This is a genomic window from Massilia haematophila, assembly GCF_042647645.1.
Classification (GTDB): Bacteria; Pseudomonadota; Gammaproteobacteria; order Burkholderiales; family Burkholderiaceae_D; genus Telluria; species Telluria haematophila.
In genome coordinates this window covers 3,276,283-3,300,179 of sequence record NZ_JBHRVV010000001.1, presented here as the reverse complement: position 1 = coordinate 3,300,179, position 23,897 = coordinate 3,276,283, and the positions used below count along the sequence as shown (strand labels likewise).

Annotated in this window: 14 protein-coding genes; 7 read left to right on the top strand and 7 right to left on the bottom strand. The window is 68.2% G+C overall.

Features of this window, described 5'->3' with window-relative positions; translation table 11 throughout:
• Positions 1 to 10: 10 nt before the first annotated feature.
• Genes ACFOPH_RS14620 through ACFOPH_RS14605 form a run of 4 tightly spaced genes read right to left on the bottom strand, consistent with a single transcriptional unit; the run spans position 11 to position 6,381 of the window.
• Positions 11 to 2,923: a glycosyltransferase gene (locus ACFOPH_RS14620; RefSeq protein ID WP_379736029.1), complete on the bottom strand. Its 2,913-nt coding sequence runs from the start codon at positions 2,921 to 2,923 to the stop codon at positions 11 to 13.
• Between the two features lie 8 nt (positions 2,924 to 2,931).
• On the bottom strand, positions 2,932 to 3,243 hold the full coding sequence (locus tag ACFOPH_RS14615) for a hypothetical protein (protein WP_379736027.1): 312 nt from the start codon (positions 3,241 to 3,243) through the stop codon (positions 2,932 to 2,934).
• Positions 3,216 to 4,109 carry a sulfurtransferase gene (locus ACFOPH_RS14610; RefSeq protein WP_379736025.1) on the bottom strand — a complete coding sequence of 298 codons (894 nt, stop codon included), beginning with the start codon at positions 4,107 to 4,109 and terminating at the stop codon, positions 3,216 to 3,218. The genes ACFOPH_RS14615 and ACFOPH_RS14610 overlap by 28 nt, the downstream gene beginning before the upstream one ends.
• A 34-nt stretch (positions 4,110 to 4,143) precedes the next feature.
• Complete coding sequence (locus ACFOPH_RS14605) at positions 4,144 to 6,381, bottom strand: glycosyltransferase family 4 protein (RefSeq protein WP_379736023.1); 2,238 nt, start codon at positions 6,379 to 6,381, stop codon at positions 4,144 to 4,146.
• A gap of 220 nt (positions 6,382 to 6,601) precedes the next feature.
• On the opposite strand from ACFOPH_RS14605, the gene dnaE reads away from it, so the two are divergent.
• The gene (gene dnaE, locus ACFOPH_RS14600) at positions 6,602 to 10,099 is read left to right on the top strand and encodes a DNA polymerase III subunit alpha (protein WP_379736021.1); all 3,498 of its coding nucleotides are present in this window, start codon (positions 6,602 to 6,604) and stop codon (positions 10,097 to 10,099) included.
• Between the two features lie 177 nt (positions 10,100 to 10,276).
• Here the strand turns inward: dnaE and ACFOPH_RS14595 are convergent, their stop codons facing one another.
• The gene (locus ACFOPH_RS14595) at positions 10,277 to 11,347 is read right to left on the bottom strand and encodes a glycosyltransferase family 2 protein (protein WP_379736019.1); all 1,071 of its coding nucleotides are present in this window, start codon (positions 11,345 to 11,347) and stop codon (positions 10,277 to 10,279) included.
• Positions 11,348 to 11,618: 271 nt separating this feature from the next.
• Here ACFOPH_RS14595 and ACFOPH_RS14590 point away from each other — a divergent pair, with 271 nt between their 5' ends.
• Both ACFOPH_RS14590 and msbA read left to right on the top strand, forming a co-directional pair.
• Complete coding sequence (locus ACFOPH_RS14590; protein ID WP_312548451.1) at positions 11,619 to 12,809, top strand: O-antigen ligase family protein; 1,191 nt, start codon at positions 11,619 to 11,621, stop codon at positions 12,807 to 12,809.
• Complete coding sequence (gene msbA / locus ACFOPH_RS14585) at positions 12,799 to 14,529, top strand: lipid A export permease/ATP-binding protein MsbA (RefSeq protein WP_312548450.1); 1,731 nt, start codon at positions 12,799 to 12,801, stop codon at positions 14,527 to 14,529. Before ACFOPH_RS14590 ends, msbA begins: the two co-directional genes overlap by 11 nt.
• A 202-nt stretch (positions 14,530 to 14,731) precedes the next feature.
• Here the strand turns inward: msbA and ACFOPH_RS14580 are convergent, their stop codons facing one another.
• Both ACFOPH_RS14580 and ACFOPH_RS14575 read right to left on the bottom strand, forming a co-directional pair.
• Positions 14,732 to 15,463, bottom strand: coding sequence for a glycosyltransferase family 25 protein (locus tag ACFOPH_RS14580; protein WP_312548449.1), 732 nt, complete (start codon positions 15,461 to 15,463; stop codon positions 14,732 to 14,734).
• A gap of 177 nt (positions 15,464 to 15,640) precedes the next feature.
• Entirely contained in the window at positions 15,641 to 17,902 is a 2,262-nt protein-coding gene (locus ACFOPH_RS14575) for a family 1 glycosylhydrolase (RefSeq protein WP_312548448.1), read from the bottom strand.
• Positions 17,903 to 18,154: 252 nt separating this feature from the next.
• Here ACFOPH_RS14575 and ACFOPH_RS14570 point away from each other — a divergent pair, with 252 nt between their 5' ends.
• The 4 genes from ACFOPH_RS14570 to ACFOPH_RS14555 all read left to right on the top strand — a co-directional run bounded on the left by ACFOPH_RS14570 (position 18,155) and on the right by ACFOPH_RS14555 (position 23,891).
• A complete protein-coding gene (locus ACFOPH_RS14570; protein WP_379736016.1) occupies positions 18,155 to 18,385 on the top strand; it encodes a hypothetical protein in 231 nt (76 codons plus the stop codon).
• A 129-nt stretch (positions 18,386 to 18,514) separates the two neighbouring features.
• A complete protein-coding gene (locus ACFOPH_RS14565) occupies positions 18,515 to 20,218 on the top strand; it encodes an NADH-ubiquinone oxidoreductase-F iron-sulfur binding region domain-containing protein (RefSeq protein ID WP_379736014.1) in 1,704 nt (567 codons plus the stop codon).
• The gene (gene fdhF, locus ACFOPH_RS14560) at positions 20,215 to 23,016 is read left to right on the top strand and encodes a formate dehydrogenase subunit alpha (protein WP_379736012.1); all 2,802 of its coding nucleotides are present in this window, start codon (positions 20,215 to 20,217) and stop codon (positions 23,014 to 23,016) included. The genes ACFOPH_RS14565 and fdhF overlap by 4 nt, the downstream gene beginning before the upstream one ends.
• Positions 23,013 to 23,891, top strand: a complete 879-nt coding sequence (locus tag ACFOPH_RS14555; RefSeq protein WP_312548444.1) for a formate dehydrogenase accessory sulfurtransferase FdhD — start codon at positions 23,013 to 23,015, stop codon at positions 23,889 to 23,891. The genes fdhF and ACFOPH_RS14555 overlap by 4 nt, the downstream gene beginning before the upstream one ends.
• Positions 23,892 to 23,897: the final 6 nt, after the last annotated feature.

Genomic DNA, 23,897 nt, shown 5'->3' with positions numbered 1-23,897 from the left:
CAGGCTCGCATTATAGAACAGGCAAGACCAGGCGGCCCGCAGCGGCAGCCTGACGCAAGCGCGTCTCCACCTGTTCCAGCCCTTCGTGCGGGTCGATGCGCAGCGCCGTCACGCCTCTTGCACGCCAGGCCCCGGGCCGGTTGCCCGTTTCCGTACTGGCCAGCAGCACGTCGCCGTTGCCGGCCTCTGCTACGGCATCCTCGAGCTGCAGGTCGGCGCGGCCGATCAGGGCGAGCGTAAAGCCGCGTGCATAGCGGTAGATGGCGCCATCGCGCTGTACCGGTTCGATGCGCCAGCCTGCCGGCGGTCGGGCGATCAGCGCGCGCAGGAAAGCGCGGCCGGATGCGCCTACCTCGTCGCCCAGGCCGGCGATGTCGACCAGCAGCTGGCGCGCACCGTGCCGCGGCCGGTTTGCCGCGATGGCGGCAGCCGTCTGCAACAGGTCGGCCTTGGGCAGGCCATCGGCCAGGGCGGCAATCAGGCCCTGTTCGGCGCTGGCGTCGCTGTCGCGCGCAAAGGCCTCGATCGTCTCGCGGTACAGCATGCCGACCTGCGCCGGCGCATGGATCGCCGCCATGAAGGCGGCGGCCGCGGCGCCAAGGCGCGCGCGCAGGGCCGGATCGGTGCGCAGTGTCTCGATGGCGGCGCGCAGCTCGGCGTCGCCGAATGTGTCGGCCAGGCGCAGGCAAGTGGCGTCGGGCACCTCGGCGGCCGAGCCATGGGCGTTCACGATCGTCGCCAGGCCAAAAGCGAGGCAGTCGAGCACGCCGGCCGAGGTTTCGCCGCGCGAGTTCGCGCGCAACTGCACGGCGGCGTCGGCCGCGGCGAGGTGGGCGCGGTAGCGGGCCTCGTCGACATGGCCGGTGATGCTGATGCGCGGGTGGGCCGCGATACGGTCGCGCAGCGCGATGCCGAAGCGGCCGGGTGCGGTTTCGCCGACAAACACCAGGCGGCAGCGCGGATCCTGCGCCAGGTCGCTGGCAAGCCAGGCTTCGACGATGCGCTCGTTGCACTTGGGCGCGGACAGGATGCCGAACGAGCACAGAACGAACTCCTCGTCGGCGTACCCGAGCGCATGTCGTGCAGCACTGCGGCCGTCCGCGCCAGGCGTACGGCGCAACAGCGGTAGCACTTGCAGGCGCGCGGCGTAGTCCGCGCCGTACCAGCAGCGCGCCAGGTCGGCGGCGTGCCGCGAATGGACGATGACGCCGGTGGCGCGGTCGAGCACCGCTTTGTTGCAGGGATAGGCAAGGCAGGAAGCGGCGCGGCCCGCTTCCTTTTCTTCGGCCAGCGCCTGCCAGCCGTGCGCCAGGTAGAGCGTCCGGCAGTAATGGTTCGGCAGCGGGTGCTCGGATTCGGCATGGCTGACGACGCCGCTCAGGAAAAAGTCATGCAGGACGACCACTCCCGGATGGCGCTCGAGCAGGTCGAACATATGGGCATGGAACGCCGAATTGCCGAACTGGTAGACGATGCGCTCGAAGGCATGGGCGTGTTGGTCGAACCAGTCGACGGAGCGTTGCGGGTAGGGCAGGGCGCCGGCGCCGTCCTGAGCCAGTACTAGCTCGATGTCGTAATGGCGCGCTAGTTCCGGCAGCAGGTCGGCGCTGTAATCGGCAATCCCGGAACGCGCCGGCGGCAGGGGCGAGACGTAGGCCAGGCGCGGCTTGCGCGCTGCGCCGGGCAGCGGCGCGTTGCGGGCCTGCCGGTCGTGCAACGCGTCGAAGGCCTCGAAGGCACGCCGCGCGCTGGCATCCCACGAAAAACGGGTCGCCTGGACCAGGCCATGCGCGCGCAATTCGGTCTCGCGCCCAGGATCGTCCAGCACCGCCGCCATGGCGGCGCAGATCGCCGCGCTACTTGCTGGGTCGAACAGTGCGTCGGCGCGTCCGATCACTTCAGGAATGCTGCTCGTGTCCGAGCCGATCACCGGCGCGCCGCAGGCCATCGCCTCGAGCGCCGGCAGGCCGAAGCCTTCGTGGAGCGAAGGGAAGACGAACAGCGCCGTGCAGTTATACAAGGCGATTAGGTCGTCGTCGGGTACGAAGCCGGTCAGCACCAAGTCGTCGCCGGCCAGGCCCAGCTTCGCGGCCAGGCGCTGCAGGCGCTGGCGGTCCGCATCCTGGACGTTGCAGACGACGGCGAGCTGGTGCGCGTGGCGCAGCGCGGGCGGCAGCATGGCGTAGGCCTCGAGCAGACCCTCGATGTTCTTGCGGTAGTCGATGCCGCCGGTGTACATGATGAAGCGGCGGGTCAGGCCGTAGCGATGCAGGAGTTCGGTGCGCGCGCCGGGCGCGAGCTCGACCGGACGGAACATGGGATCGACCGCGGACGAGATGTTGACCACGCTGTCGGAAGGAAGCTGCAGCAGTTCGATCGCTTCCTGGCGCGCCGAACCCGAGATCGCCAGCAGCAGGTCGGCCCGTTTCAGGCTCTCGATCTTGCGGTAATACCAGGCCGCGACGTTCGGGTCGCCCAGGTAGCGCTCCTTGCGCATCAGCGGGATCAGGTCGTAGTGCGTCACGGCGGTCTTGCCGCATCTCGTGCCGTGCGGCGCCGATGCCACCGAGTCGTCGCTCCGGCCCTCGAACAGGCTGGCGACGTGGACGATGTCGGGGCGCAGGCTGGCCAGGTAGTGCTCGCGGATCCGTTCGGCCGCGCGCACGCGCCAGGCATTGCGCGGGTCGACTTCGCTGAGCGGCAGCGGCGTGGCGAAGCTGGTGATGTGCGACTGCGGCAGCAGCTGGCCAAAGGCCTGGCGCAGCGCCTCGGCACTGTCGGGATAGGCCTGGTTCAGGACGATGCGCAGGTCGTGCCCGCCCGGATTGCGCGCCATGGCCAGGGCCAGCGCCATCGAATAACGGCCTATGCCGCGGTGCATGCTGGAAGCCTGGCATGCCTGCAGGTCGAGAATGATGCGCATCGGGAGTCTTACGGTGTGCGGGTACGGTCGATGGCGCGGCGCAGGTCCTGCAGCACCTGGCGCGCACTGTCGGTCAGCTCGGCCTCGTCGGCGAGCACGGGCGGCAGGCTTTGCCAGTCGGCGCGGCGCGAATGCGCCACCGCTGCGCGCACGCGTCCGGCAAGCCCGGGGAAGCGGTAGATCTGGCGCCGCAGGAACTCGTCCAGGCGCGGACGCGCCACGATAAAGGCGACAGCGCGCAGCGCGGCCTTCTTGACAAGCCCGCGCACCAGGGAAGCGCCGCGCGCCATCGTCAGGCGGCCGCCTGCTTGTCCGCGCAATGCGGGCACGACACGCCGTACACGTACTGCGGCGAGAGCTGCTGGCGCGGCGTGACCACGGCGCGGCAGGCGAAGCACTGCACGGTCTCGGTCGGCTCGAGTTTCGGGTTGAGCGCGGTACGGTAGTCGAACACGAAGCAGTCGCCGGTGTAGTGGGCGCCGCCGACGTCCTCGAAGTACTTCAGGATGCCGCCCTCGAGCTGGTAGACGTTGTCGTAGCCGATGTTCTGCATGTGGATCGCCGCCTTTTCGCAGCGGATGCCGCCGGTGCAGAAGGTGACCACGGTCTTGCCGGCGAAGTCGTCCTTGTGCGCCGCGATCACTTCCGGGAACTCGGTGAACTTGGCGATGCGGTAGTCGACCGTGTTGTCGAACGTGCCGACGTCGACCTCGAAGTCGTTGCGGGTGTCGACCATCACGACCGGCTTGCCGTTGTCGTCGACGCCCTGGTCGAGCCAGCGCTTGAGCGTGGTCGCGTCCACCGATGGCGCGCGGCCCAGCTCCGGCTTGATGAGCGGCATGCGCATGGTGATGATTTCCTGCTTGATCTTCACCAGCATGCGCTTGTGCGACTGCTCGTCGGAATAGCTGTACTTGACTTCGATGTCGGCGAAGCGCGGGTCCTGGCGCAGCCAGGCCAGGTAAGCGTCGATGTCGGCCGGCAGGCCGGACAGGAACATGTTGATGCCTTCCGGCGTCAGCAGGATCGTGCCCTTCAGGTTGCGTTCCGCGCACAGGGCCTGGAACTGCGGGCGCATCTCCTCGGTGTTGTCGAAGGTGATGAACTTATAGGCGGCGATGTTGACGTAGCGGCCAGTGGTGGCGTGCACGCCGGCGGCGGTCGTCTGGGTGTTGGTGGTTTGCATGATTGCTAAGAAACTCAATTCTGGTCAACCGCTATTATAAGCCGTCGGAACCGTGCCGAATCGCCTGGGGCGCCGCCTTGGTGGCAGCGGAGGCGATTCGCTTCCTCATCTGTTGCGCAAGCGCCTCCGAGGCGCACAGCAGGCGATCGGCGCAGGCGGCGGCGCGCAGGCTTGCCGCGTCGTCCGGATCGCGCACCAGCAATGCCACGCCGACGCCGCGCGCGCGCCAGGCGGCCAGCAGGCCGGCATCGAGCGCCCGGGCGACGGCCGGCGCGGCGGCGTCCGGTGCGTAAAAGACATCGCCCGGATGGACGTCGACCACCGGCTGCGCCTGTTCCGGCCAGCCCAGGCCGAGCAGGCGGCCGGTCGCGTTGCGCGCCTGGCGCCAGCACGGCGGGGCGGTGCCGGTATCGAGGTACACCGGCTCGACGCGCAGGTCCGGCCCCGCCTGCGCGAGCAGTTCTTCCAGCTGGGCCGCCGCCAGCGGATCGGGCGTGCTGCCGGGCCGGGCCCAGCCGCTGACGTCGACCAGCAGCTGGCGCCGCGTGGCGCCGCCTTCCTCGGCCAGCCTGGCCGCCAGGCGCCGCAACTCATCCTCGTCCGCAGGCGCTGCCTGTTCCAAGGCGCTGCGCCAGGCCGCGTGCCGGGCCGCCGTGTCGGCGCGCGCCTGCGCCAGCGTGGCCAGGTATTGGCGTGCGCAGGCGGCCGGGCGGAAATGGGCATCGAGCAGGGCCACCGCCCGCGTGCCGAGCGTGCGGCGCCGCGGGGGATCGGCGCGCAGGGCTTCGAGCGCGCCGCCCAGTTCGGCGATGTCGAAGGCGTCCGGCAGGCGCCAGACCGCGTCGTCGGGGAATTCGGCCATCGAGCCGTTGGCGTTGACGATGGTGGGCAGGCCGTAGTTCATGCAGTCGAGGACCGCGCCCGAGCTTTCGCCGTGTGCGTTGGTGCGCAGCTGCACGCCGACGTCGGCCGCCTGCAGATACTGCCGATAGGCGCTGTCGTCGAGCCAGCCGGCGATGCGGATGTTCGCGTTCGGACCCGCGGCGCGGATCAGGGCCTCGACTTCCACGCCATAGGGGCTGTCGTGGTTGGCGCCGGCCAGCACCAGCGCGCACCGGCGGTCCCCATGCAGCGCCGACCCGATCCATGCGCGCAGCAGCTCGTGGGTCAGTTTATTCGGCGCGACGAAGCCGAAACTGCAGACCAGGAAGCAGTCCTCGGCGATGCCGAGCGCGGCGCGCGCGCTGGCGCGGTCGATGGCGGCCGGCGGGGTGCGCGGATGGGGAATGACGTCGATGTTGCCGGTGGCGGCCGGGCCGAACCAGTCGGCGGCGAGCCGGCGCGCGTGGCGCGAATGGACGATCACCCGCGTCGCTCCTTCCAGCACCGGCAGGCTGGCGGGCCAGGCCTTGTGCGCCTGGGCGCGTCCGGCGGCGCTTTCGCTGGCGCGCACCGCAAGGTAGCCGTGCGAGTGGAACAGCGCGCCCTGCCAGGCGCCCGGGGCGGCGCCGCTCATCTGCGCATGCGCCAGCATCCCGCCGAGGAAGAAGTCGTGCAGCACCACCACGCCCGGATGGCGCGCCAGCAGCGGCACCATGTGGCTGTGGAAGGGGCTGTTGCCGAACTGGTAGAGTACCTGGTCGTAGCCTTCTCCGTGCTCGAGGAACCAGGCGGCGGTGCGCAGCGGCAGGCCGGCAAGCGCCGGCGGCAGGCTGACCTCGGGCTGCGCGGCCACCAGCTCGATCTCGAAATGCGCCGCCAGCTCCATCAGCAGTTCGGTCGCGTAGGTCGCCACGCCGGTGCGTTCGGGCGGCAGCGGGGAGACGAAGGCCAGGCGTGGCCGGGCAGGGGCGGGGGCAGAGACAGCGGCGGGGGGCGCATCCCGCAAGGTGCGCAGGGCGCGCAGGACCGCGTTCGCGCGCGGCGACAGCGCGTCCACGTGATCGGGCCCGGCCTGCGCCGGCGCCGCCGCACCGCCGCCGCCGGCGCCCATCATCATCCGGTAGGCGCGTGCATACAGGGCCGGGGAGCGTTTCAAGATGCGCAGCGCGAGCTGGCGCACGCGCGGATGGCGCAGCACCAGGCGCGCCGCCGGCAGCAGCGGCGCCGCAAGGAGGCGGCCCAGGCGGCGCGGCCGGGCAGCCTGGGCCGCTTGCGTCACCTGCGGCTGTGCGGGCGGCAGGACGGCCAGGGCGGGGGCTGCGGCCGTGGCGGCGCCGGCCACGGGTGCTGCCGCCAGCAGGTCGAGCAGGGTGGTCGGGGCCGGGTTCATTGGTCAGCGGCGCGGGTCAGCGGCGCAGTGCAGGGTGGCACGGACGGGGAAGGGCGGATACAGGTCATCTTGTTGAAAACGGGGCCAGGCCGGCCGGATCGCAAGTGGACAGTATTATAAGATGGCGCCGGCGCCAGCCAGCTTGTTGTCTCCTTGCAACTGTGTGCGCGGGCGCGACCGGCGGCTGACCGGCGGCGGCCTGCCGGGTTAAAATGACGGGATGACTTCCCCGATCTTCACCCACCTTCGCGTCCACTCCGAATACTCCATCGTCGACGGCCTCGTGCGCATCGACGAACTGGTGGGCGCCGCCGCCAAGGACCAGCAGCCGGCGCTGGCCGTCACCGACCTGGCCAACATGTTCTGCATGGTGCGCTTCTACAAGGCGGCGCGCGGGAAGGGGATCAAGCCCATCGTCGGCGTCGACGCCTGGATCACCAACGACGACAACCGCGACAAGCCGCACCGCCTCTTGATCCTGGCGAAGAACCACACCGGCTACCTGCAGCTGTGCGAGCTGCTGTCGAAGGCCTGGCTCACCAACCAGTACAAGGGCCGCGCCGAGATCCGCGTCGAATGGCTTGAGGCTTTGGCGGCGAGCGTCTCCACGCTCGAGCCCGACGTCGACCAGGCCAACGCCCTGATCGTGCTCTCGGGTGCGCACTTCGGCGACGTCGGCCAGGCCATCGAGAACGGCGACCTGGCGAAAGCCGAGAAGGCCGCCGAGCGCTGGGCGCGCATCTTCCCGGGCCACTTCTACATCGAGATCCAGCGCGCCGGCCAGGCCAACCAGGAGCAGCAGGTGCGCCATTCGGTGGCGCTGGCCTCGCGCATGGGGCTGCCGGTGGTGGCGACCCACCCGGTGCAGTTCCTCAAGAAGGACGAATTCATCGCCCACGAGGCGCGCACCTGTATCGCCGAAGGCGAGATGCTGGCCAACGCCAAGCGCGTGCGCCGCTTTAACGAGGAGATGTGCTTCAAGTCGCAGGCCGAGATGGCCGAATTGTTCAAGGACCTGCCGGGGGCACTCGCCAATTCGGTCGAGATCGCCAAGCGCTGCAACGTCACGCTCACGCTGGGCAAGCCGCAGCTGCCGGACTTCCCGACGCCGCCGGGCATGACCATCGACGACTTCCTGGTCGCCGAAACCAAGAAGGGCCTGGAAGAGCGCCTGCTGCAGCTCTTCCCCGATCCGGAAGTGCGCGAGAAGGAGCGCCCGCGCTACGATGCGCGCCTGGAGTTCGAGAACCAGACCATCATCAAGATGAAGTTCCCGGGCTACTTCCTGATCGTTGCGGAGTTCATCCAGTGGGGCAAGAACAACGGCGTGCCGATCGGCCCGGGCCGCGGCTCGGGTGCGGGCTCGCTGGTCGCGTATGCGCTCAAGATTACCGACCTCGATCCGCTGAAGTACAACCTGCTGTTCGAGCGTTTCCTGAACCCGGAACGCGTCTCGATGCCCGACTTCGACATCGACTTCTGCCAGGAAAAGCGCGAACTCGTCATCCAGCACGTGAAAGATTTGTACGGACGTGATGCAGTCTCGCAGATCGCCACCTTCGGCACCATGGCGGCAAAGGGCGCGATCCGCGACGTCGGCCGCGTGCTCGACTTCGGCTACAACTTCTGCGACGGCATCTCGAAACTGATTCCGTTCAAGCCAGGCAAACCCGTCTCGATCGCCGAGGCGATCGAAGAGGAACCGCTGCTCAAGGAGCGCCTCGAGAACGAGGAAGAGGTCAAGCAGCTGCTCGACCTCGCGCAGCAGGTCGAGGGCATCACCCGCGGCATCGGCATGCACGCCGGCGGCGTCCTGATCGCGCCCGGCAAGCTCACCGACTTCTGCCCGCTCTACACCCAGGGCGGCGACGCCGGCGTGGTCTCGCAGTACGACAAGGACGACGTGGAGGCCGTCGGCCTGGTGAAGTTCGACTTCCTGGGCCTGACCACGCTGACCATCCTCGACCGCGCCGTCAACTACATCAAGGCGCTCGATCCGGCGATGGCCGACTTCGACCTGGCCAAGCTGCCGCTGAACGACCGCCCGTCTTATAAACTGCTGACCGAGGCGAAGACCGTCGCCATCTTCCAGCTCGAATCGCGCGGCATGCAGGGCATGCTGAAGGACGCGCGCCCCGACCGCTTCGAGGACATCATCGCGCTGGTTGCGCTGTACCGTCCGGGCCCGATGGACCTGATTCCCGACTTCTGCAAGCGCAAGCACGGCGAGAAGTTCGACTACCCCGATCCGCGCACCGAGTCGATCCTGTCCGAGACCTACGGCATCATGGTCTACCAGGAGCAGGTCATGCAGATGGCGCAGATCGTCGGCGGCTATTCGCTGGGCGGCGCGGACATGCTGCGCCGCGCGATGGGCAAGAAGAAGGCCGAGGAGATGGCCGAGCACCGCGCGATCTTCCGCGCCGGCGCCGCCAAGGACGGCTTGAGCCAGGAAAAGGCCGACGAGATCTTCGACTTGATGGAGAAGTTCGCGGGCTACGGCTTCAACAAGTCGCACGCGGCCGCGTATGCGCTGCTGTCCTATCACACGGCCTACCTGAAGGTCCACCATACCGCCGCGTTCATGGCAGCCAACATGTCGCTGGCGATGGAAGACACGGACAAGATCAAGATCCTGGTCGAAGACGCGATCGACGTCTGCAAGCTGACCATCCTGCCGCCGGACGTGAACGAATCGCAGTTCCGCTTCACGCCGGAAGGCCCGCCGCCGTCGGTGACGGGCAAGCAGGTGTCGAACATCCGCTACGGCCTGGGCGGCGTGAAGGGCGCCGGCCAGGGCGCGATCGAGGCGATCATCGCGGCGCGCGAAGAGGGCGGCAAGTTCAAGGACCTGTTCGACTTCTGCAAGCGCGTGGACAAGAAGCAGATCAACCGCCGCACCATCGAGTCGCTGATCCGCGCCGGCGCGATGGATGCATTCGGGGTCGACCGTGCCGTGCTGCTGGCCTCGGTCGCCTTTGCCATGGAAGCGGCCGGCCAGGCGGCAGCGGCCGCCAACCAGGTCAGCCTGTTCGGCGGCGACGATTCCGACCTGATCGCGCCGCCCGACTACGTCAAGGCCACGCCCTGGACCGACCGGCAGAAGTTATCCGAGGAAAAGATCGCGCTCGGCTACTACCTGTCGGGCCACATGTTCGACTCGTATGCCCAGGAAGTGCGGCGCTTCGCCAAGACCAAGCTGAAGGACCTCGAGCCGTCGCGCGAGCCGCGCATGCTGTGCGGCGTGATCACGGGCGTACGCACCCAGATGACTCAGCGCGGCAAGCTCCTGATCGTGGCGCTGGACGACAAGACCGGCGTGGTCGAGGTCACCATCTATAACGAGCTGCTGGAGCAGCACAAGAACGTCTTCAAGGAAGACGAATTCCTGCTGGTGGTGGGCAAGGTGTCGGAAGACCGCTTCAACGGCGGCCTGCGCATCACGGCCGAGAAGGTGTTCGACATCGCCGCCGCCCGCGTCCACTACGGCCACAAGCTGGAGATGGACATCGAGTGCACGATCAGCCCGGCCAAGATGGCCGAGGTGCTGGCGCCCTACCGCAACCCGGACGGCCTGCCGGTCAGCCTGCGCGTGAAGCCGCAAGGCGTCGAGTGCACGCTGCAGCTGGGCGACGAATGGCGCGTGGCGCCGTCCGACGCGCTCAAGCACGCGCTCGAGCTGAACCTGGGCGCGAAGGACGTGGCGGTCGAGTATTAAGACCTAGGGTGGGCGGCTGCACCCGGGTGTTTGTGCTGCCCGCGACCCGGATGCCGCCCACGCGTTCAAAGCACAGGCGAGCAGACGCGAGGTTTCACGGGATCGTTGAACGCGTGGGCGGCATGCAAGGCGCGGGCTGCTCACGCCCCCGGGTGGAGCCGCCCACCCTACGGGGCTTCACGCCGCAGCCGCGCGCTGCCACACCTTCAGCCTGCGGGCTACCAGCTTGGCCAGGACGAAAGCGAGATTGCCGGCCAGGAGCTTGCGCATTTGCGCGGCGGCCTTGCGGTCGGCGGGCCGGTCGGCGCTTTCCAGCGTGCCCGCTTCCATCGCCGCCAGTACCGTGCCGAGCTCGTGGAACAGGCTTTTCCGCAGCAGGACTTCGAGCTCGGCGCGGGCGTCCCGGCCTTCGCGCAGCGGCAGCTCATAGGTGCGTTTGAGGATCACGATGTAGAAGTGGATCGCGGCGGCGTCGATATGGAGGCGCAGCGCGTCGCTGAACGGCAGTTGCGCAAAATGCTCGCGGATGTGCAGCACCGCCTGGGCGAAGTCGAGGCACCACTTGCGCGACAGCCCGCGTTTCAGCGTACCCGGGTGCTGGCGGTAGTCGATGGTCGGCTGCGCCAGGCGCACCAGGCTTGTACAATCGGCCAGCAATTGGGCCAGTACGGTCACGTCCTCGAAGTCGCGCCCGGGCGGGAACAGCGGCGCCGGCTGGCGCGCATAGATCTCGCGCCGCAGCACGTTGGCCCACACATAGGAATGGCGGTCGGCGAAGAAGGTGCGCAGGATCGCCTCGCGGTCGCTGATCCGGGCGCCTGCCGGATAGCCGAGCGAGACGCGGCGGGTGCGCCGCATGTCGTGCGGGTGCCAGTCGTTAAAGTCGCAGGCGATGGCGTCGGGGCGCTCGCGGGCGATGATCTCGTCGAGCGCCGCGAGGGCGCCGGGCAGCAACAAGTCGTCGGCATCGACGAACAGGACGTACTCGCCGGTGGCGGCATCGAGCAGCCGGTTGCGGGTGCGTGCAATGCCGGCGTTCTCCTGGCGGAGCAGCGTGAAAGCCGCCTCGGGATGCGCCGCGCGCAGGCGTTCGACCACGGCGCCGGTGCCGTCGCGCGAGCCGTCGTCGAGGACGACCAGGGCATGCCGCGCGTCCATCTGTCCGAGGATGGAACGCAGGCAGGCCTCGATATGGCGCTCGGCATTGTATGCCGGCACGAGGATGGAAAGCGTCGGTGCCGTGTTCATGGAACTGCCTTGCCTTTCTTTGCTTTGCTACGAGGGGGCCAGCTGGCGCGCGTGTTGGCAGTCCAGCCGCCATCAGCGATAATGGGTTGAAAAAAGTTGTCGTTCTGCCTCGAATGTGTCCACTGCGCCCTCCGGTGCACGGCGCCGGCTGTACGGCGTCCGGATCAACCCTCTTGCTGTTCCAGCAAGCATACATACATATGAGCTGATGGACAATTCGTTGTTGAAAACGACGGCCCCGTTGCGGGTATGGACTGGCGCCCTTGTCTTCATGGTGCCGTCGCTTATCCTCACCACCCACGTCGGGATCGGGCTCGCCAGTTTCCTGTTCCTGCTGACGGCGCTGTGGAAGTTCGGCGCCGGCCGCGCCGCGCTGGCACGCCACTGGCACGACGTACGCTGGGTGCTGCTGGCCTTCCTGTTCAATTTTGTCCTGGTGCTGGCCTACTTCCTGTTCCGCCCCGAGCAGCCCCTGAACACGCTGGAAAAGCCGCTGCGCATGTTCTGCGCCGTCACCGCCACGATGGCGGTGCTGCTTGCGCGGCCGCCGCGCCAGGCGCTGTGGTGGGGCGCGATCGCGGGCGCCATCGGCGCCATGTTCTTCATCGGCCACCAGCGCGTCGTGCTGGAGATGGAGCGCCCGGGCGGCTTCATGAATGCGATTACCTTCGGCGACATCGCCCTGGTCCTGAGCATGGTGGCGCTGGTGGCGGCGCTCGAATTCCGGCGCGCCGGGCGTTCGGTTCTGTGGCCGCTGGTGGGCGGCCTGGCCGGCATCCTGGCGCTTGTGATGACCGGTACCCGCGGCGGCTGGATCGGGCTGGTGCTGGGAGCCCTCCTGTGCATGCGTTACGGTCACCTGGCGCGCAGCCGCAACGTGCGGCTCCTGCTCGGCGCCGGCGTGGCGCTGGCGGCCGTGCTCTATTTCGTGCCGGCCACCGAGATGCAGCTGCGCGTGCAGCAGGGGATCGACGACGTGCGCAAGTGGCACAGCGGCGTCGATAAATTCACCAACGTCGGCATCCGCCTCGAACTGTGGAAGGCGGCCGGCATGCTGATCGCCGAGCAGCCGCTGGTGGGGCAGGACCCGGCCGTCGCGCACGAGAAAGTGGTACGCTGGGTGCAGGACGGCACCCTGTCGGACGTGGCGCTGGCGCCCCAGCACCTGCATAATGACGCCCTGCAGGCACTTGCCAGCGGCGGCGCGCTCGGCCTTCTGGCCCTGGTCGGCATCCTGGTGGCGCCGTTCGCGTTTTTCGCGCGCCACGCCAGGCTGGCCGTCGCGCGCGGGCAGCCGCCGAGCGCCTCCGCGCTGGCCGGCATGCTGGTCGCGCTCGGCTACTTCGGCTTCGGCCTGACCGAGATGATGTTCTATTCGGGCAAGTCCTGCCTGTTTTACGCGCTCATGATATTCATTCTCATGGGCTTTTGCCTGAACGAGAAAGAAGAATTTGGAAACTAGCACCATCGTCAAACGCCTGCTGGCGATCATCAAGCCGTATCGCTCGCGCGCCTTCCTGGCGCTGTTCGCGATGGCCGGCACCGCCGCCACCCAGCCGCTGCTGGCCAAGGCGCTCGAACTGCTGCTCGACAAGGGGTTCGGACCGAACAAGGTCGAGTTCAGTTTATGGCTGGTGCCTGGGATCCTGATTTCGATCTTTGCGCTGCGCGGGGTGTTTACCTTCTCGACCGCCTACCTGAACAACTGGGTCCTCAGCCGCGTGCTCAACGACCTGCGCCGCATGGCCTTCTCGCGCGTGCTGCGCCTGCCGGTGGCGCGCTTCCACGAAGAGTCGACCGGCAAGATCATCAACACCGTGATCGGCGACGTGCGCCAGGTGGTCGACATGATCAATTCGGTCTTCGTCGCCTACGTGCGCGACGTGCTGGTGGTGCTCGGCCTGCTCGGTGCGCTGCTCTACCTGAACTGGCGCCTGACCCTGATCGCGATGGTGGTGGTGCCGCTCACCGCCGTGATCGTGCGCACCACCACCGGCCGCCTGCGCCGCCTGAACCGCGAGAATCAGCGCGTCACCGCCGAGATGACCCAGGTGGTCGAGGAAGCCACCCGCGGCCACCAGGTGATCCGCGTGTTCGCCGGCGAAAGCTACGAGCGGCGCCGCTTCGAGCGCCGCAGCGAAGCCATGCGCGGCTTCTCGCAACGCATGACGGTCGCCTTTGCCGCCACCACCCCGATCACCCAGGTGGCCACCGCGGTCGCGGTGTCGGTGGTGATCGTGATGGCGATCCAGTCCGACATGACGGTCGGCGAATTCACCAACTTCACCACCATGATGCTGATGCTGCTCACGCCGCTGAAATCCCTGGCCGAAGTGAACGGCCCGATGCAGCGCGGGATCGCCGCCGCCGAAACCGTGTTCTCGATCATCGACGCGCCGGTCGAGCACGACCCGGGCACCCGTACGATCGAGCGCGCCCAGGGCCACCTGCGGTTCGAGCACGTCGGCTTCACCTATCCGGGAGCGCAGGCGCCGGCCCTGACCGACATTACGCTCGACGTGCAGCCGGGCCAGACCGTGGCCCTGGTGGGCGTCTCGGGCGGCGGCAAGTCGACCTTCGTGAACCTGGTGACGCGCTTCTACGACCCCCAGGCGGGACGCATCCTGCTCGACGGCATTCCGTATGAAGAATTGACCATGGCCAGCCTGCGCCAGCAACTGGCGATGGTGAGCCAGAACGTGGTGCTGTTCGACGACACGCTGGCGGCCAACATCGCCTACGGGGCCGAGCAGATCGACTACGAACGCCTGGCGGCTGCGGTCAAGGCCGCGCACCTGACGGATGTCGTGGCCAAGCTGCCGGAAGGCGTCGAGACGAAGATCGGCGAGAACGGCATGCGCCTGTCGGGCGGCCAGCGCCAGCGCGTGGCGATCGCGCGCGCGATCTACAAGGATGCGCCGGTGCTGATCCTGGACGAGGCGACCTCCGCGCTCGACAACGAATCCGAGCGCGCGGTGCAGGCCGCGCTCGACACCCTGATGGCCGGCCGCACCACCCTGGTGATCGCGCACCGCCTGTCGACCATCGAACGGGCCGACCGCATCGTCGTCATGGAAGCGGGCCGCATCGTCGAGCAGGGCACGCACGAGACGCTGCTGGCGGCAAATGGGATGTATGCGAATTTGTACCGCCTGCAGTTCGCGGCGGCGACCAACGCCTGACGGCTACCGATCTCGTAGGGTGGGCACGCTGTGCCCACGCGGTGATCGTTATCGGCTCCGGTTTCGTGCTCGATGAATTACCTGTCAACGATCACCGCGTGGGCACGGGGCGCCCACCCTACGAGCGCAACGGCCAGCGGCCTTGATTACGTAGGGTGGGCGCCCCGTGCCCACGCGTGAAGCCAGAAGTCCTGCAGCGTGATTAGAACCGCCGCAACCCGTTCGCCAGATTCGTCAACAAATTCGCGAAGCGATAAAACGTTTTATACGCAAACCGCTTCAGCCCCAGCAGGAACCCCTTCTCCCTCTGGTTGCGCACCTCGATCCCGATCACCGAATCGGCATGGGTCGGATACACGCCATGCGGCACCACCGCGTGAATCAGCTCGCCGTGGTCGAAGGTGTATTTCAGGAACAGGTCGATCGGCGCGCGGATCGTGCGTGCGTGTTCCAGCAGCCGTTTCGCGCCATGCGGCGTGATCACGTAGCCGGTCATGCACATGCCGACGTCGAGCTGCTTGACCAGGCTGAAGCGCGAGCCCTTGCTGGACGTGAGCACCGTGTGCTTTTCCAGCGGCTCCAGGCGCACGAAGGATACCTTATCGGCGAACTGCCCGACATACGCCACCCCGCCCTCGAAGTCGGGCGTGAGCTCGAAGTCGTCTTCCAGCACCACCACCGGTTCGCCCAGGGCGATGCAGCGTTCCCACGCCAGCAGGTGGCTGACGTAGCAGCCCAGTTCGCCCGGCGCGGCGCGGCGGCGGCGGTGCACCAGGAAACTGGCTTCGTCGTAGTGCTGGAGGTAGGGATGCTTGTCGACCCGGCCGTCGACGGCGTCGATGAACTCGAACGGAAGCTGGCGCTCGCCGAGTTTCTGCGCCGCGCGGGCGCGCCGCTCGGTGCTCTTGGGAAGACTGATGACTAATATTTTCAAGGTAAGCCTGTAGTGATGCCGTACTGAAGGACCGGGCGAACCGGCACAGGCAGAATGTTACCTGATCGGCCGGGCGGCGTGCAGGCCGCCAGGATGCTTGGCTGCCAGGTAACCAAAGGCAAACCGCCGCCCGGCGCTGTCGCGGCGGGCGGCGGTGAAAGGTCAAACCACGGCGCCTCAGCTGGCGTAGTGCGCGGCTTCGCCGGCCAGCTCGCCGTCGTCGCTGGCGTGCTCCTCGAGTGCCTTGATGTAGCGCGCCAGGGCGTCGTCGAGCGAGGGCAGCAGCAGGCCGCGTTCGCTGCCCAGCGCCGAGTAGCCCGGACGCACGGCCACGTAGCCGAGGTCGGTCGCCGGGCGCTCGACCAGGCGGCTGGCGTCGACGCCGGCGATCTCGCAGGCCTTGCGCGCCAGCTCGGCCCAGGTTACCGCTTCGCCGTTGCTCAGGTGCCAGATGCCGCGTTCGCGGTCGATCAGCAGGTCGAGGCTGGCGTTGACCAGGTCGGGGACGTAGGTCGGCGACACCACCAGATCGCTCGAGGCGGTGAAGCGCTGGCCGCGGCGCAGCGTGTCCAGCGCCTGGGTGACGAAGTTATGGCGGTCCCAGGGGCCGAAGAAGGAGCTGGTGCGGATCACCAGCGCCTGCGGGTCCGCTTCCAGCACGCGGCGCTCGGCTTCGGCCTTGCTGCGCCCGTAGACGCCCAGCGGCGCGACCGGGTCGGATTCGACGTAGGGCGTGTCCTTGCCGCCGTCGAACACCAGGTCGCTCGAGAAGGTCATGAAGCGGATCGCATGGCGGATGCAGGCCAGGGCCAGCACCGTCGGACCGTGGGTATTGGCCAGCATGCAGCCTTCGCTGTCGGTCTCGGCTTCGTCGACGTGCACATAGCCGCCGGCGTTGATGATGGCCCAGGGCTTGAAGCGCTGGATCGCCGCCTCGACCGAGGCCGGATCGGTGATGTCCATCTCCTGGCGCGTCAGCACGTGGCAGGCCAGGTTGCGCTTTTCGCAGATGCGGGCGAAGGCCGAGCCCAGGGTGCCGGTGGCGCCGGTGATTAGAATCGGCTGCACGTGCTGCGACTTGAACTGGTTGCGCACCGCGATGTCGGCGACTGCCGTGCGGGTGGCGACCGGCTTGCACAGGAAGCGGCCCGGGCGGCGCCACCAGCCCTGGCCCTGCAGCACCGGGTTGGTCAAGGGACGGCCCGAGGCCAGTTCGCGCATCAGGGTCGCCACTGCGGTCGGCCGCGGTTCGGGGCCGCGCACATCGAACGGGCCCGGCTCGTAGTAGCCGCGGCATTCGGTCACCAGGCAGTTCCAGTCGTAGGAGCCGAGCAGGGCCCAGACCGTGACCGCGCGTACGTCGGCGCCGCCGGCCCTGACCTTCCTGGCCGCATTCCAGATCTCGAGCAGCCAGCGCATCTGGTCTTCACGGTTGGCGTCGATGTGGGCCTCGGTGATTGCGATCGGCAGGCCGTAGCGTTCCCAGGTTTCCTGCAGCAGCGGGCCAATGCCCGGGGTCGGCGTGGCCAGCGCGCGCGGGGTTTCGATGTCGGCATGCGGGACGCCGTCGTATTCGTGGCAGCGGTCCTTCGGATAGCGTTCGGTGCGGTGGTCGAGCCAGCGCTCGCTGGTGGCATAGTAATTGACGCCGATGATGTCGGGAGGGCAGGGGTTCTCGCGGAACCACAGCAGTTCCTCGGCCGTCGCGCCGGACTTGAGCAGGTAGTCCCACAGCGCATGCTCCTGGTCGACCATGCCGCACAGCAGGTCCCAGCCCAGCCAGCGCCGCTCGTTGAAGAAGTCGGCCAGCCACTGCATCTCGGGCGTGCCGTAGGTTTTCGACAGGTCGTCGGTCTGGACCAGCTTGGCCTCGGGATTGACGGCGCGGATCGCGCGCATCGACAGCACGGTGGCGCGGCACTCGATCAGGAGTGCACGCACGAAGGTCTCATGACTTTTCCCGTGCGGGTACCAGACGCCTGCCAGGCCCGAGAAACGCGCCGTGGTCAGGGGTTCGTTGACCGGGGTGTAGTACTCGGCCCAGGGGTAGCGTGCCGCTACCGCGCCGGCGTACTCGGCGAGCTTTTCGGGAAAGGCTGGATCGACCAGGCTGGTGTGTTCGGGACCGCTGCCGTGGTGCACCAGGCCGACGATCGGGGTGACGCCGAGCCGCTGCAGGGCGGGCAGGCGGGCGTCGGACCAGGACCAGTCCGCGCTCTCGATGCCGTTAGGAGCGGTGCGCTCCCACAGCACCGGGTAGCGGATGGCCGAGATGCCGAGGGAAGCGAAGCGTTCGATGTCCTGCAGGCGGTCGGCATGGCCGTTGCGGTCCATCTGGCTGAAGTACTGGTCGCGCACGCGGTTGACGGTGCATTCGAGTCCGCCCCAAAGCGCCAGTTCGGATACGGATTCTGGCTGGATGTTCTTGTCAGTGTTCATGAGGAATGCCTGCTTTAGTGAAGACAGGCTTAAGCCTAACGGCCTCGTAGCCTCGGTTATGTGAAATGGCGAACATAATGGGGAAATTTCGGACTAGTCCTACTTTTTGTCTTCGTATCCGTTTCCTCTGCTAAATAACATTGATCTGTCTCTAAATCGTGCGACTTGATCTGGCTGTCAAACGCAGAATCATGTCATAATTGCCTGTTCGGCAAGACGTTCTGGCCGGTAAAAAGGAGTCAGCCGATGTACATGGTCTACTGGACAATGGTCGAGGAAGCGGAAAGCACCCCCCATGCGCAGCTCTTCGGCACCGACGCGATGGTCGCGGCCATGCAGTTCATGGAAGCGCTGCGCCGCCGCCAGCGCGGCGGCGAGGGCGTGCGTTTCGTGACCATGTGCTCCGAGCACCCGGACGCCGTCGGCCATCCGGGCGTGGACGTCACCGGGCCGGACTACAACTGGAAGAAGCGGCGGCGCTAATCATGGGCGGTTGGCCGCGGCGGGAGCAAGGCATGCGTTGAATTGACGGGAAAACTGGCATATGCTTGCCGTACAAGCATGATGACAAGGCAACCGGCCCCGCGCCAGGCTGCCGTCCTGGAGACGACAATGAGCCACCCCATCATCCCGATCGCGCCGGCCGGCCCGAGCCGGCAGCGCAAGCGCGAGGCGCCCAAGGGCCGCCGTGTCGATCCGCAAGCCCTGGACGAGATACGCGCGCTGCTGGGGGATGCGTCGCGCCAGCGCGACCTCCTGATCGAGCACCTGCACGCCATCCAGGACCGCTACGGCTGCCTGGCCAGCCGCCACCTCGCCGCGCTGGCCCAGGAAATGCGGCTGGCCCAGGCCGAAGTCTTCGAAGTCGCCACCTTCTATCACCATTTCGACGTCGTGCGCGAGGGAGAGCAAGCGCCCGCCGCGCTGACGGTGCGCGTCTGCGCCGGCCTGTCCTGCGAACTGGCCGGTGCCGCCGATTTGCTGGCGAGGCTGCCGGCCATCCTCGGGCGCGAGGTAAGGGTGCTGGCCGCGCCCTGCGTCGGGCGCTGCGAAGGGGCGCCGGCCGTCGTGGTCGGCCAGCATCCGGTGCCGCGCGCCAGCGTCGAAGCGGTGCTGGCCAAGGTGAGCGCCGGCGTCGTCGCCGATGCGCCGGAAGGCTATATCGATTACGCCGCTTACCGCGCCGGCGGCGGCTACCATCTGCTGCGCGCCTGCGTGGCGGGCGAACACGATGTGGAAGCCGTGATCGGCAGCCTCGAAGCCTCCGGCCTGCGCGGCCTGGGCGGTGCCGGCTTTCCGCTGGGGCGCAAGTGGCGTATCGTGCGCGGCGCGCCGGGACCGCGCCTGATGGCGGTCAACATCGACGAGGGCGAGCCCGGCATCTTCAAGGACCGCGTCTACCTGGAACGCGACCCGCACCGCTTCCTGGAAGGCGCCCTGGTCGCCGCCTGGGCGGTCGGCGTCGAGGCCATCTATATCTACCTGCGCGACGAATACCACGGCTGCCGCGCGCTGCTGGAGCGGGAGCTGGAGGAGCTGCGGCTCGACCCGCCAGTGCAGGGCATGCCGCCGATTCATGTGCGGCGCGGCGCCGGCGCCTACATCTGCGGCGAAGAGTCGGCGATGATCGAGTCGATCGAAGGCAAGCGCGGCATGCCGCGCCTGCGTCCGCCTTACGTGGCCCAGGTCGGCCTGTTCGGGCGGCCGACGCTGGAACACAACTTCGAGTCGCTGCACTGGGTGCGCGAGATCCTCGAACGTGGCGGCGCCTGGTTCGCCGCTCATGGACGCCACGGCCGCCAGGGGCTGCGCTCGTTCTCGGTCTCGGGCCGGGTGCGCGCGCCCGGCGTCAAGCTGGCCCCGGCCGGCATCACGGTGCGCGAGCTGATCGACGAGTATTGCGGCGGCATGCAGGACGGGCACGACTTCTATGCCTACCTGCCGGGCGGCGCCTCGGGCGGCATCCTGCCGGCCCGGATGGGCGATATTCCGCTCGACTTCGACACCTTGCAGCCCTACGGCTGCTTCATCGGCTCGGCCGCGGTCGTGATCCTGTCGCATCACGATAGCGCGGTGGCGGCGGCGCGCAACACGATGCGCTTCTTCAAGGACGAGTCCTGCGGCCAGTGCACGCCTTGCCGCGCCGGCACCGCAAAGGCGCTGGCACTCATCGAGCAGCCCGCATGGGACACCGGCCTGCTGGCCGAACTGTCGCAGGTGATGCGCGACGCCTCGATCTGCGGCCTGGGCCAGGCCGCGCCGAACCCGGTCGACTGCGTCATCAAGTACTTCCCACACGAACTGGGGGCAGCATGAACGCCGATATTCCGCGCATTGCATTCGAGCTCGATGGGCGCAGCGTGGAAGCGCTGCCCGGCGAGACCCTGATCGAGGTCGCCCGCCGCGAAGGCGTCGAGATCCCGCACCTGTGCTACAAGCCGGGCCTGGAGGCAGTCGGCAACTGCCGCTCCTGCATGGTCGAGATCGAGGGCGAGCGCGTGCTGGCGCCATCGTGCTGCCGCCATCCCGCCGCCGGCATGAAGGTGAGTACAAGCAGCCCGCGCGCGCTTGCGGCGCAGAAGATGGTGCTCGAGCTGCTGCAGTCGGACATGCCCGAAGCCCGCTACACGCGCCACAACGAGTTGGACGACTGGAGCGCACGCCTCGGCGTGGGCAAGCCGCGCTTTGCCTCCACGCGCGCCCAGCCCGCGCGCGACGCCACCCACGCGGCGATGACCGTCAACCTCGACGCCTGCATCCAGTGCACGCGCTGCCTGCGCGCCTGCCGCGACGAACAGGTGAACGACGTCATCGGCCTGGCCGGGCGCGGGCAGGAGGCGAAGATCGTGTTCGACCAGGACGACCCGATGGGCGCGTCCACCTGCGTGGCCTGCGGCGAGTGCGTGCAGGCCTGCCCGACCGGGGCGTTGGCGCCGGCGCGCGGCGTGGCTTTGGCGGTTCCCGACAAGGAGGTCGATTCGGTCTGCCCGTATTGCGGCGTCGGCTGCCAGCTGACCTACAAGGTGAGGGACAACCGCATCCTGGAAGTGAAGGGACGCGACGGTCCGGCGAACCACGGCCGCCTGTGCGTCAAGGGCCGCTACGGCTTCGACTACGCCCACCATCCGCACCGCCTGACGCAGCCGCTGATCCGCAGGGACGGCGTGCCGAAGACCGGGGACTTCACGGTCGACCCGGCGCGCGTGCTCGAGGTCTTCCGCGAGGCCAGCTGGGAAGAAGCGCTGGCCCTGGCCGGCGGCCGCCTGGCGCAGATCCGCGACCAGCACGGCGGCGCGGCGCTGGCCGGCTTCGGCTCGGCCAAGGGCAGCAACGAGGAAGCCTATCTGTTCCAGAAGCTGGTGCGCACCGGCTTCGGGACCAACAACGTCGACCACTGCACGCGCCTGTGCCATGCCTCCTCGGTGGCGGCGCTCCTCGAGGGGATCGGCTCGGGCGCGGTGTCGAACCCGGTGATGGACGTCACGCGAGCCGAGGTCATCGTCCTGATCGGCGCCAACCCCACCGTGAACCACCCGGTGGCGGCCACCTGGATCAAGAACGCGGTGAAAGAGGGCGCGAAGCTGGTCGTGCTCGATCCGCGCCGCTCCGAACTCGCGCGCCACGCGCACCGCTACCTGCAGTTCAAGCCCGACACCGACGTCGCCCTGCTCAACGCGATGATGCACGTGATCGTCAGCGAACGCCTGGTCGATGCCGACTTCATCGCCAGCCGCACCCTCGGCTACGAGGAACTGGAACGCAACGTCGCCGGCTACAGCCCCGAGCTGATGGCGCCGATCTGCGGCATCGACGCCGAGACCATCCGTTACGTGGCGCGCCTGTACGCCACCTCGCGGGGCTCGATGATCCTGTGGGGCATGGGCGTGTCGCAGCACGTGCACGGCACCGACAATGCGCGCTGCCTGATTGCGCTGGCCCTGATGACCGGCCAGGTCGGCCGCCCCGGCACCGGCCTGCATCCGCTGCGCGGCCAGAACAACGTGCAGGGCGCGTCCGACGCCGGCCTGATCCCGATGATGCTGCCCGACTACGGGCGCGTCGACAATCCGGAAGTACGCGCGCGTTTCGAAGCCGCCTGGGGCGCCACGCTCGACCCGCGGCCGGGCCTGACCGTGGTCGAGATCATGGACGCTATTCAAAGCGGGCAAATCCGCGGCATGTACATCATGGGCGAGAACCCGGCCATGTCGGATCCCGACGCCAACCACGCGCGCGCCGCGCTGGCCGCGCTCGAACACCTGGTGGTGCAGGACATCTTCCTGACCGAGACCGCGTATCTCGCCGACGTCATCCTGCCGGCCTCCGGCTTCCCCGAAAAGACCGGCAGCTTCACCAATACCGACCGCCTGGTGCAGCTGGGCCGCCAGGCGATCGATCCGCCGGGCGCAGCGAAGCAGGACTTGTGGATCATCGGGCAGATGGCGAACCGGCTCGGGCTGCCGTGGCAGTACGGCCACGTCTCCGAGGTGTTCGACGAGATGCGGCGCCTGATGCCGAGCATCGCGGGCATCAGCTGGGAGCGCCTGGAGCGCGAGGGCGCCGTGGTCTATCCCTGCCGCGGCGAGGACGACCCCGGCCAGCCGGTGGTGTTCATCGACAGCTTCCCGCGCGAAGGCGGCAAGGCGCGCTTCGTGCCGGCCGATATCATCCCGGCCGACGAGCGGCCCGACGTCGACTACCCGATGGTCCTGATCACCGGCCGCCAGCTCGAACACTGGCACACCGGCAGCATGACCCGGCGCGCCGGCGTGCTGGACGCGCTCGAGCCCGATCCGGTGGCGCTGGTGCATCCGCTCGACCTGCAGCGCCTCGGCATTGCGCCGGGTGCGCCGATCACGATCGCGTCGCGCCGCGGCGAAGTGGTACTGTGGGCGCGCGCCGACGACAGTTCGCCGCTGGGCGCGATTTTCGTCCCGTTCTGCTATTACGAAGCGGCGATCAACCGCCTGACCAATGCGGCGCTCGACCCCTTCGGCAAGATCCCCGAGTTCAAGTACTGCGCGGTGCGCGTCACGCCGGGCGGCACCGTCGCACCGCAGGGCAGCTACGGTGGCGGCCAAATTCTGGCGGACGTGGCACAATTGGCAACATGAATTGCCCAGACTTGTCCCGATACCGTCCCTTGCTGTCCGATGCGCGCGCCCACCTCACCCATGAGGTGGAGGCCCTGGACGAGCGTGGCCGCCGCTCCACGATCTCGATTCCGGCCGAGCGGCCGCTCACGGTCTACGTCGACAAGCGCGAGCTCGTCACCCTGATGACCCTGGGCGGCGCGCCCGAGGCGCTCACGCTCGGCTACCTGCGCAACCAGCGCCTGGTGCGCGCCATCGAGGACGTCGTATCGGTGCAGGTCGACTGGTCGGTCGACGCGGTGGCGGTGGTCACCCGGAGCGGCATCCTCGACGTCGAGGCGCGCACCGCGAAGAAGGTCGTCACCACCGGCTGCGGCCAGGGCTCGGTGTTCGGCGGACTGATGGACGAGGTCGACCAGATCGCGCTGCCGCCGGATGCGCGCCTGCCCCAGTCGGTCGTGTACCGCATCGTCGAGACCATCCGCACCCAGCAGTCGATCTACAAACAGGCCGGTTCGGTGCACGGCTGCGCGCTGTTTTCCAACACGGGCGAGCTGCTCTACTTCGTCGAGGACGTCGGTCGCCACAACGCGGTCGACGCCATCGCCGGCCTGATGTGGCTGGAGGGCATGCGCGGCGAAGACAAGGTGTTCTACACCACCGGCCGCCTGACCTCCGAAATGGTGATCAAGGGCGCCCAGATGGGCATTCCCTTCCTGCTGTCGCGCTCCGGCACCACGCAAATGGGACACATGGTGGCGGAAAAGGTCGGGATGTCGCTGCTGGCGCGCTGCACCGGGCGCCACTTCCTGCTGCTCGCCGGGCAGGAGCGGCTGGTGTTCGAGCCCGAGCTGCTCGAGCAGCCGCTGCCCCAGCCCTTGCACGCTCGTTCGTGATCCGAA

Excerpts from the sequence above, each read along its gene's own strand:
- ACFOPH_RS14620 (WP_379736029.1), bottom strand. The coding sequence starts at position 2,923 with ATGCGCATCATTCTCGACCTGCAGGCATGCCAGGCTTCCAGCATGCAC.
- ACFOPH_RS14610 (WP_379736025.1), bottom strand. The coding sequence starts at position 4,109 with ATGCAAACCACCAACACCCAGACGACCGCCGCCGGCGTGCACGCCACC.
- ACFOPH_RS14605 (WP_379736023.1), bottom strand. The coding sequence starts at position 6,381 with ATGAACCCGGCCCCGACCACCCTGCTCGACCTGCTGGCGGCAGCACCC.
- dnaE (WP_379736021.1), top strand. The coding sequence starts at position 6,602 with ATGACTTCCCCGATCTTCACCCACCTTCGCGTCCACTCCGAATACTCC.
- ACFOPH_RS14595 (WP_379736019.1), bottom strand. The coding sequence starts at position 11,347 with ATGAACACGGCACCGACGCTTTCCATCCTCGTGCCGGCATACAATGCC.
- ACFOPH_RS14590 (WP_312548451.1), top strand. The coding sequence starts at position 11,619 with ATGGTGCCGTCGCTTATCCTCACCACCCACGTCGGGATCGGGCTCGCC.
- ACFOPH_RS14575 (WP_312548448.1), bottom strand. The coding sequence starts at position 17,902 with ATGAACACTGACAAGAACATCCAGCCAGAATCCGTATCCGAACTGGCG.
- ACFOPH_RS14570 (WP_379736016.1), top strand. The coding sequence starts at position 18,155 with ATGGTCTACTGGACAATGGTCGAGGAAGCGGAAAGCACCCCCCATGCG.
- ACFOPH_RS14565 (WP_379736014.1), top strand. The coding sequence starts at position 18,515 with ATGAGCCACCCCATCATCCCGATCGCGCCGGCCGGCCCGAGCCGGCAG.
- fdhF (WP_379736012.1), top strand. The coding sequence starts at position 20,215 with ATGAACGCCGATATTCCGCGCATTGCATTCGAGCTCGATGGGCGCAGC.
- ACFOPH_RS14555 (WP_312548444.1), top strand. The coding sequence starts at position 23,013 with ATGAATTGCCCAGACTTGTCCCGATACCGTCCCTTGCTGTCCGATGCG.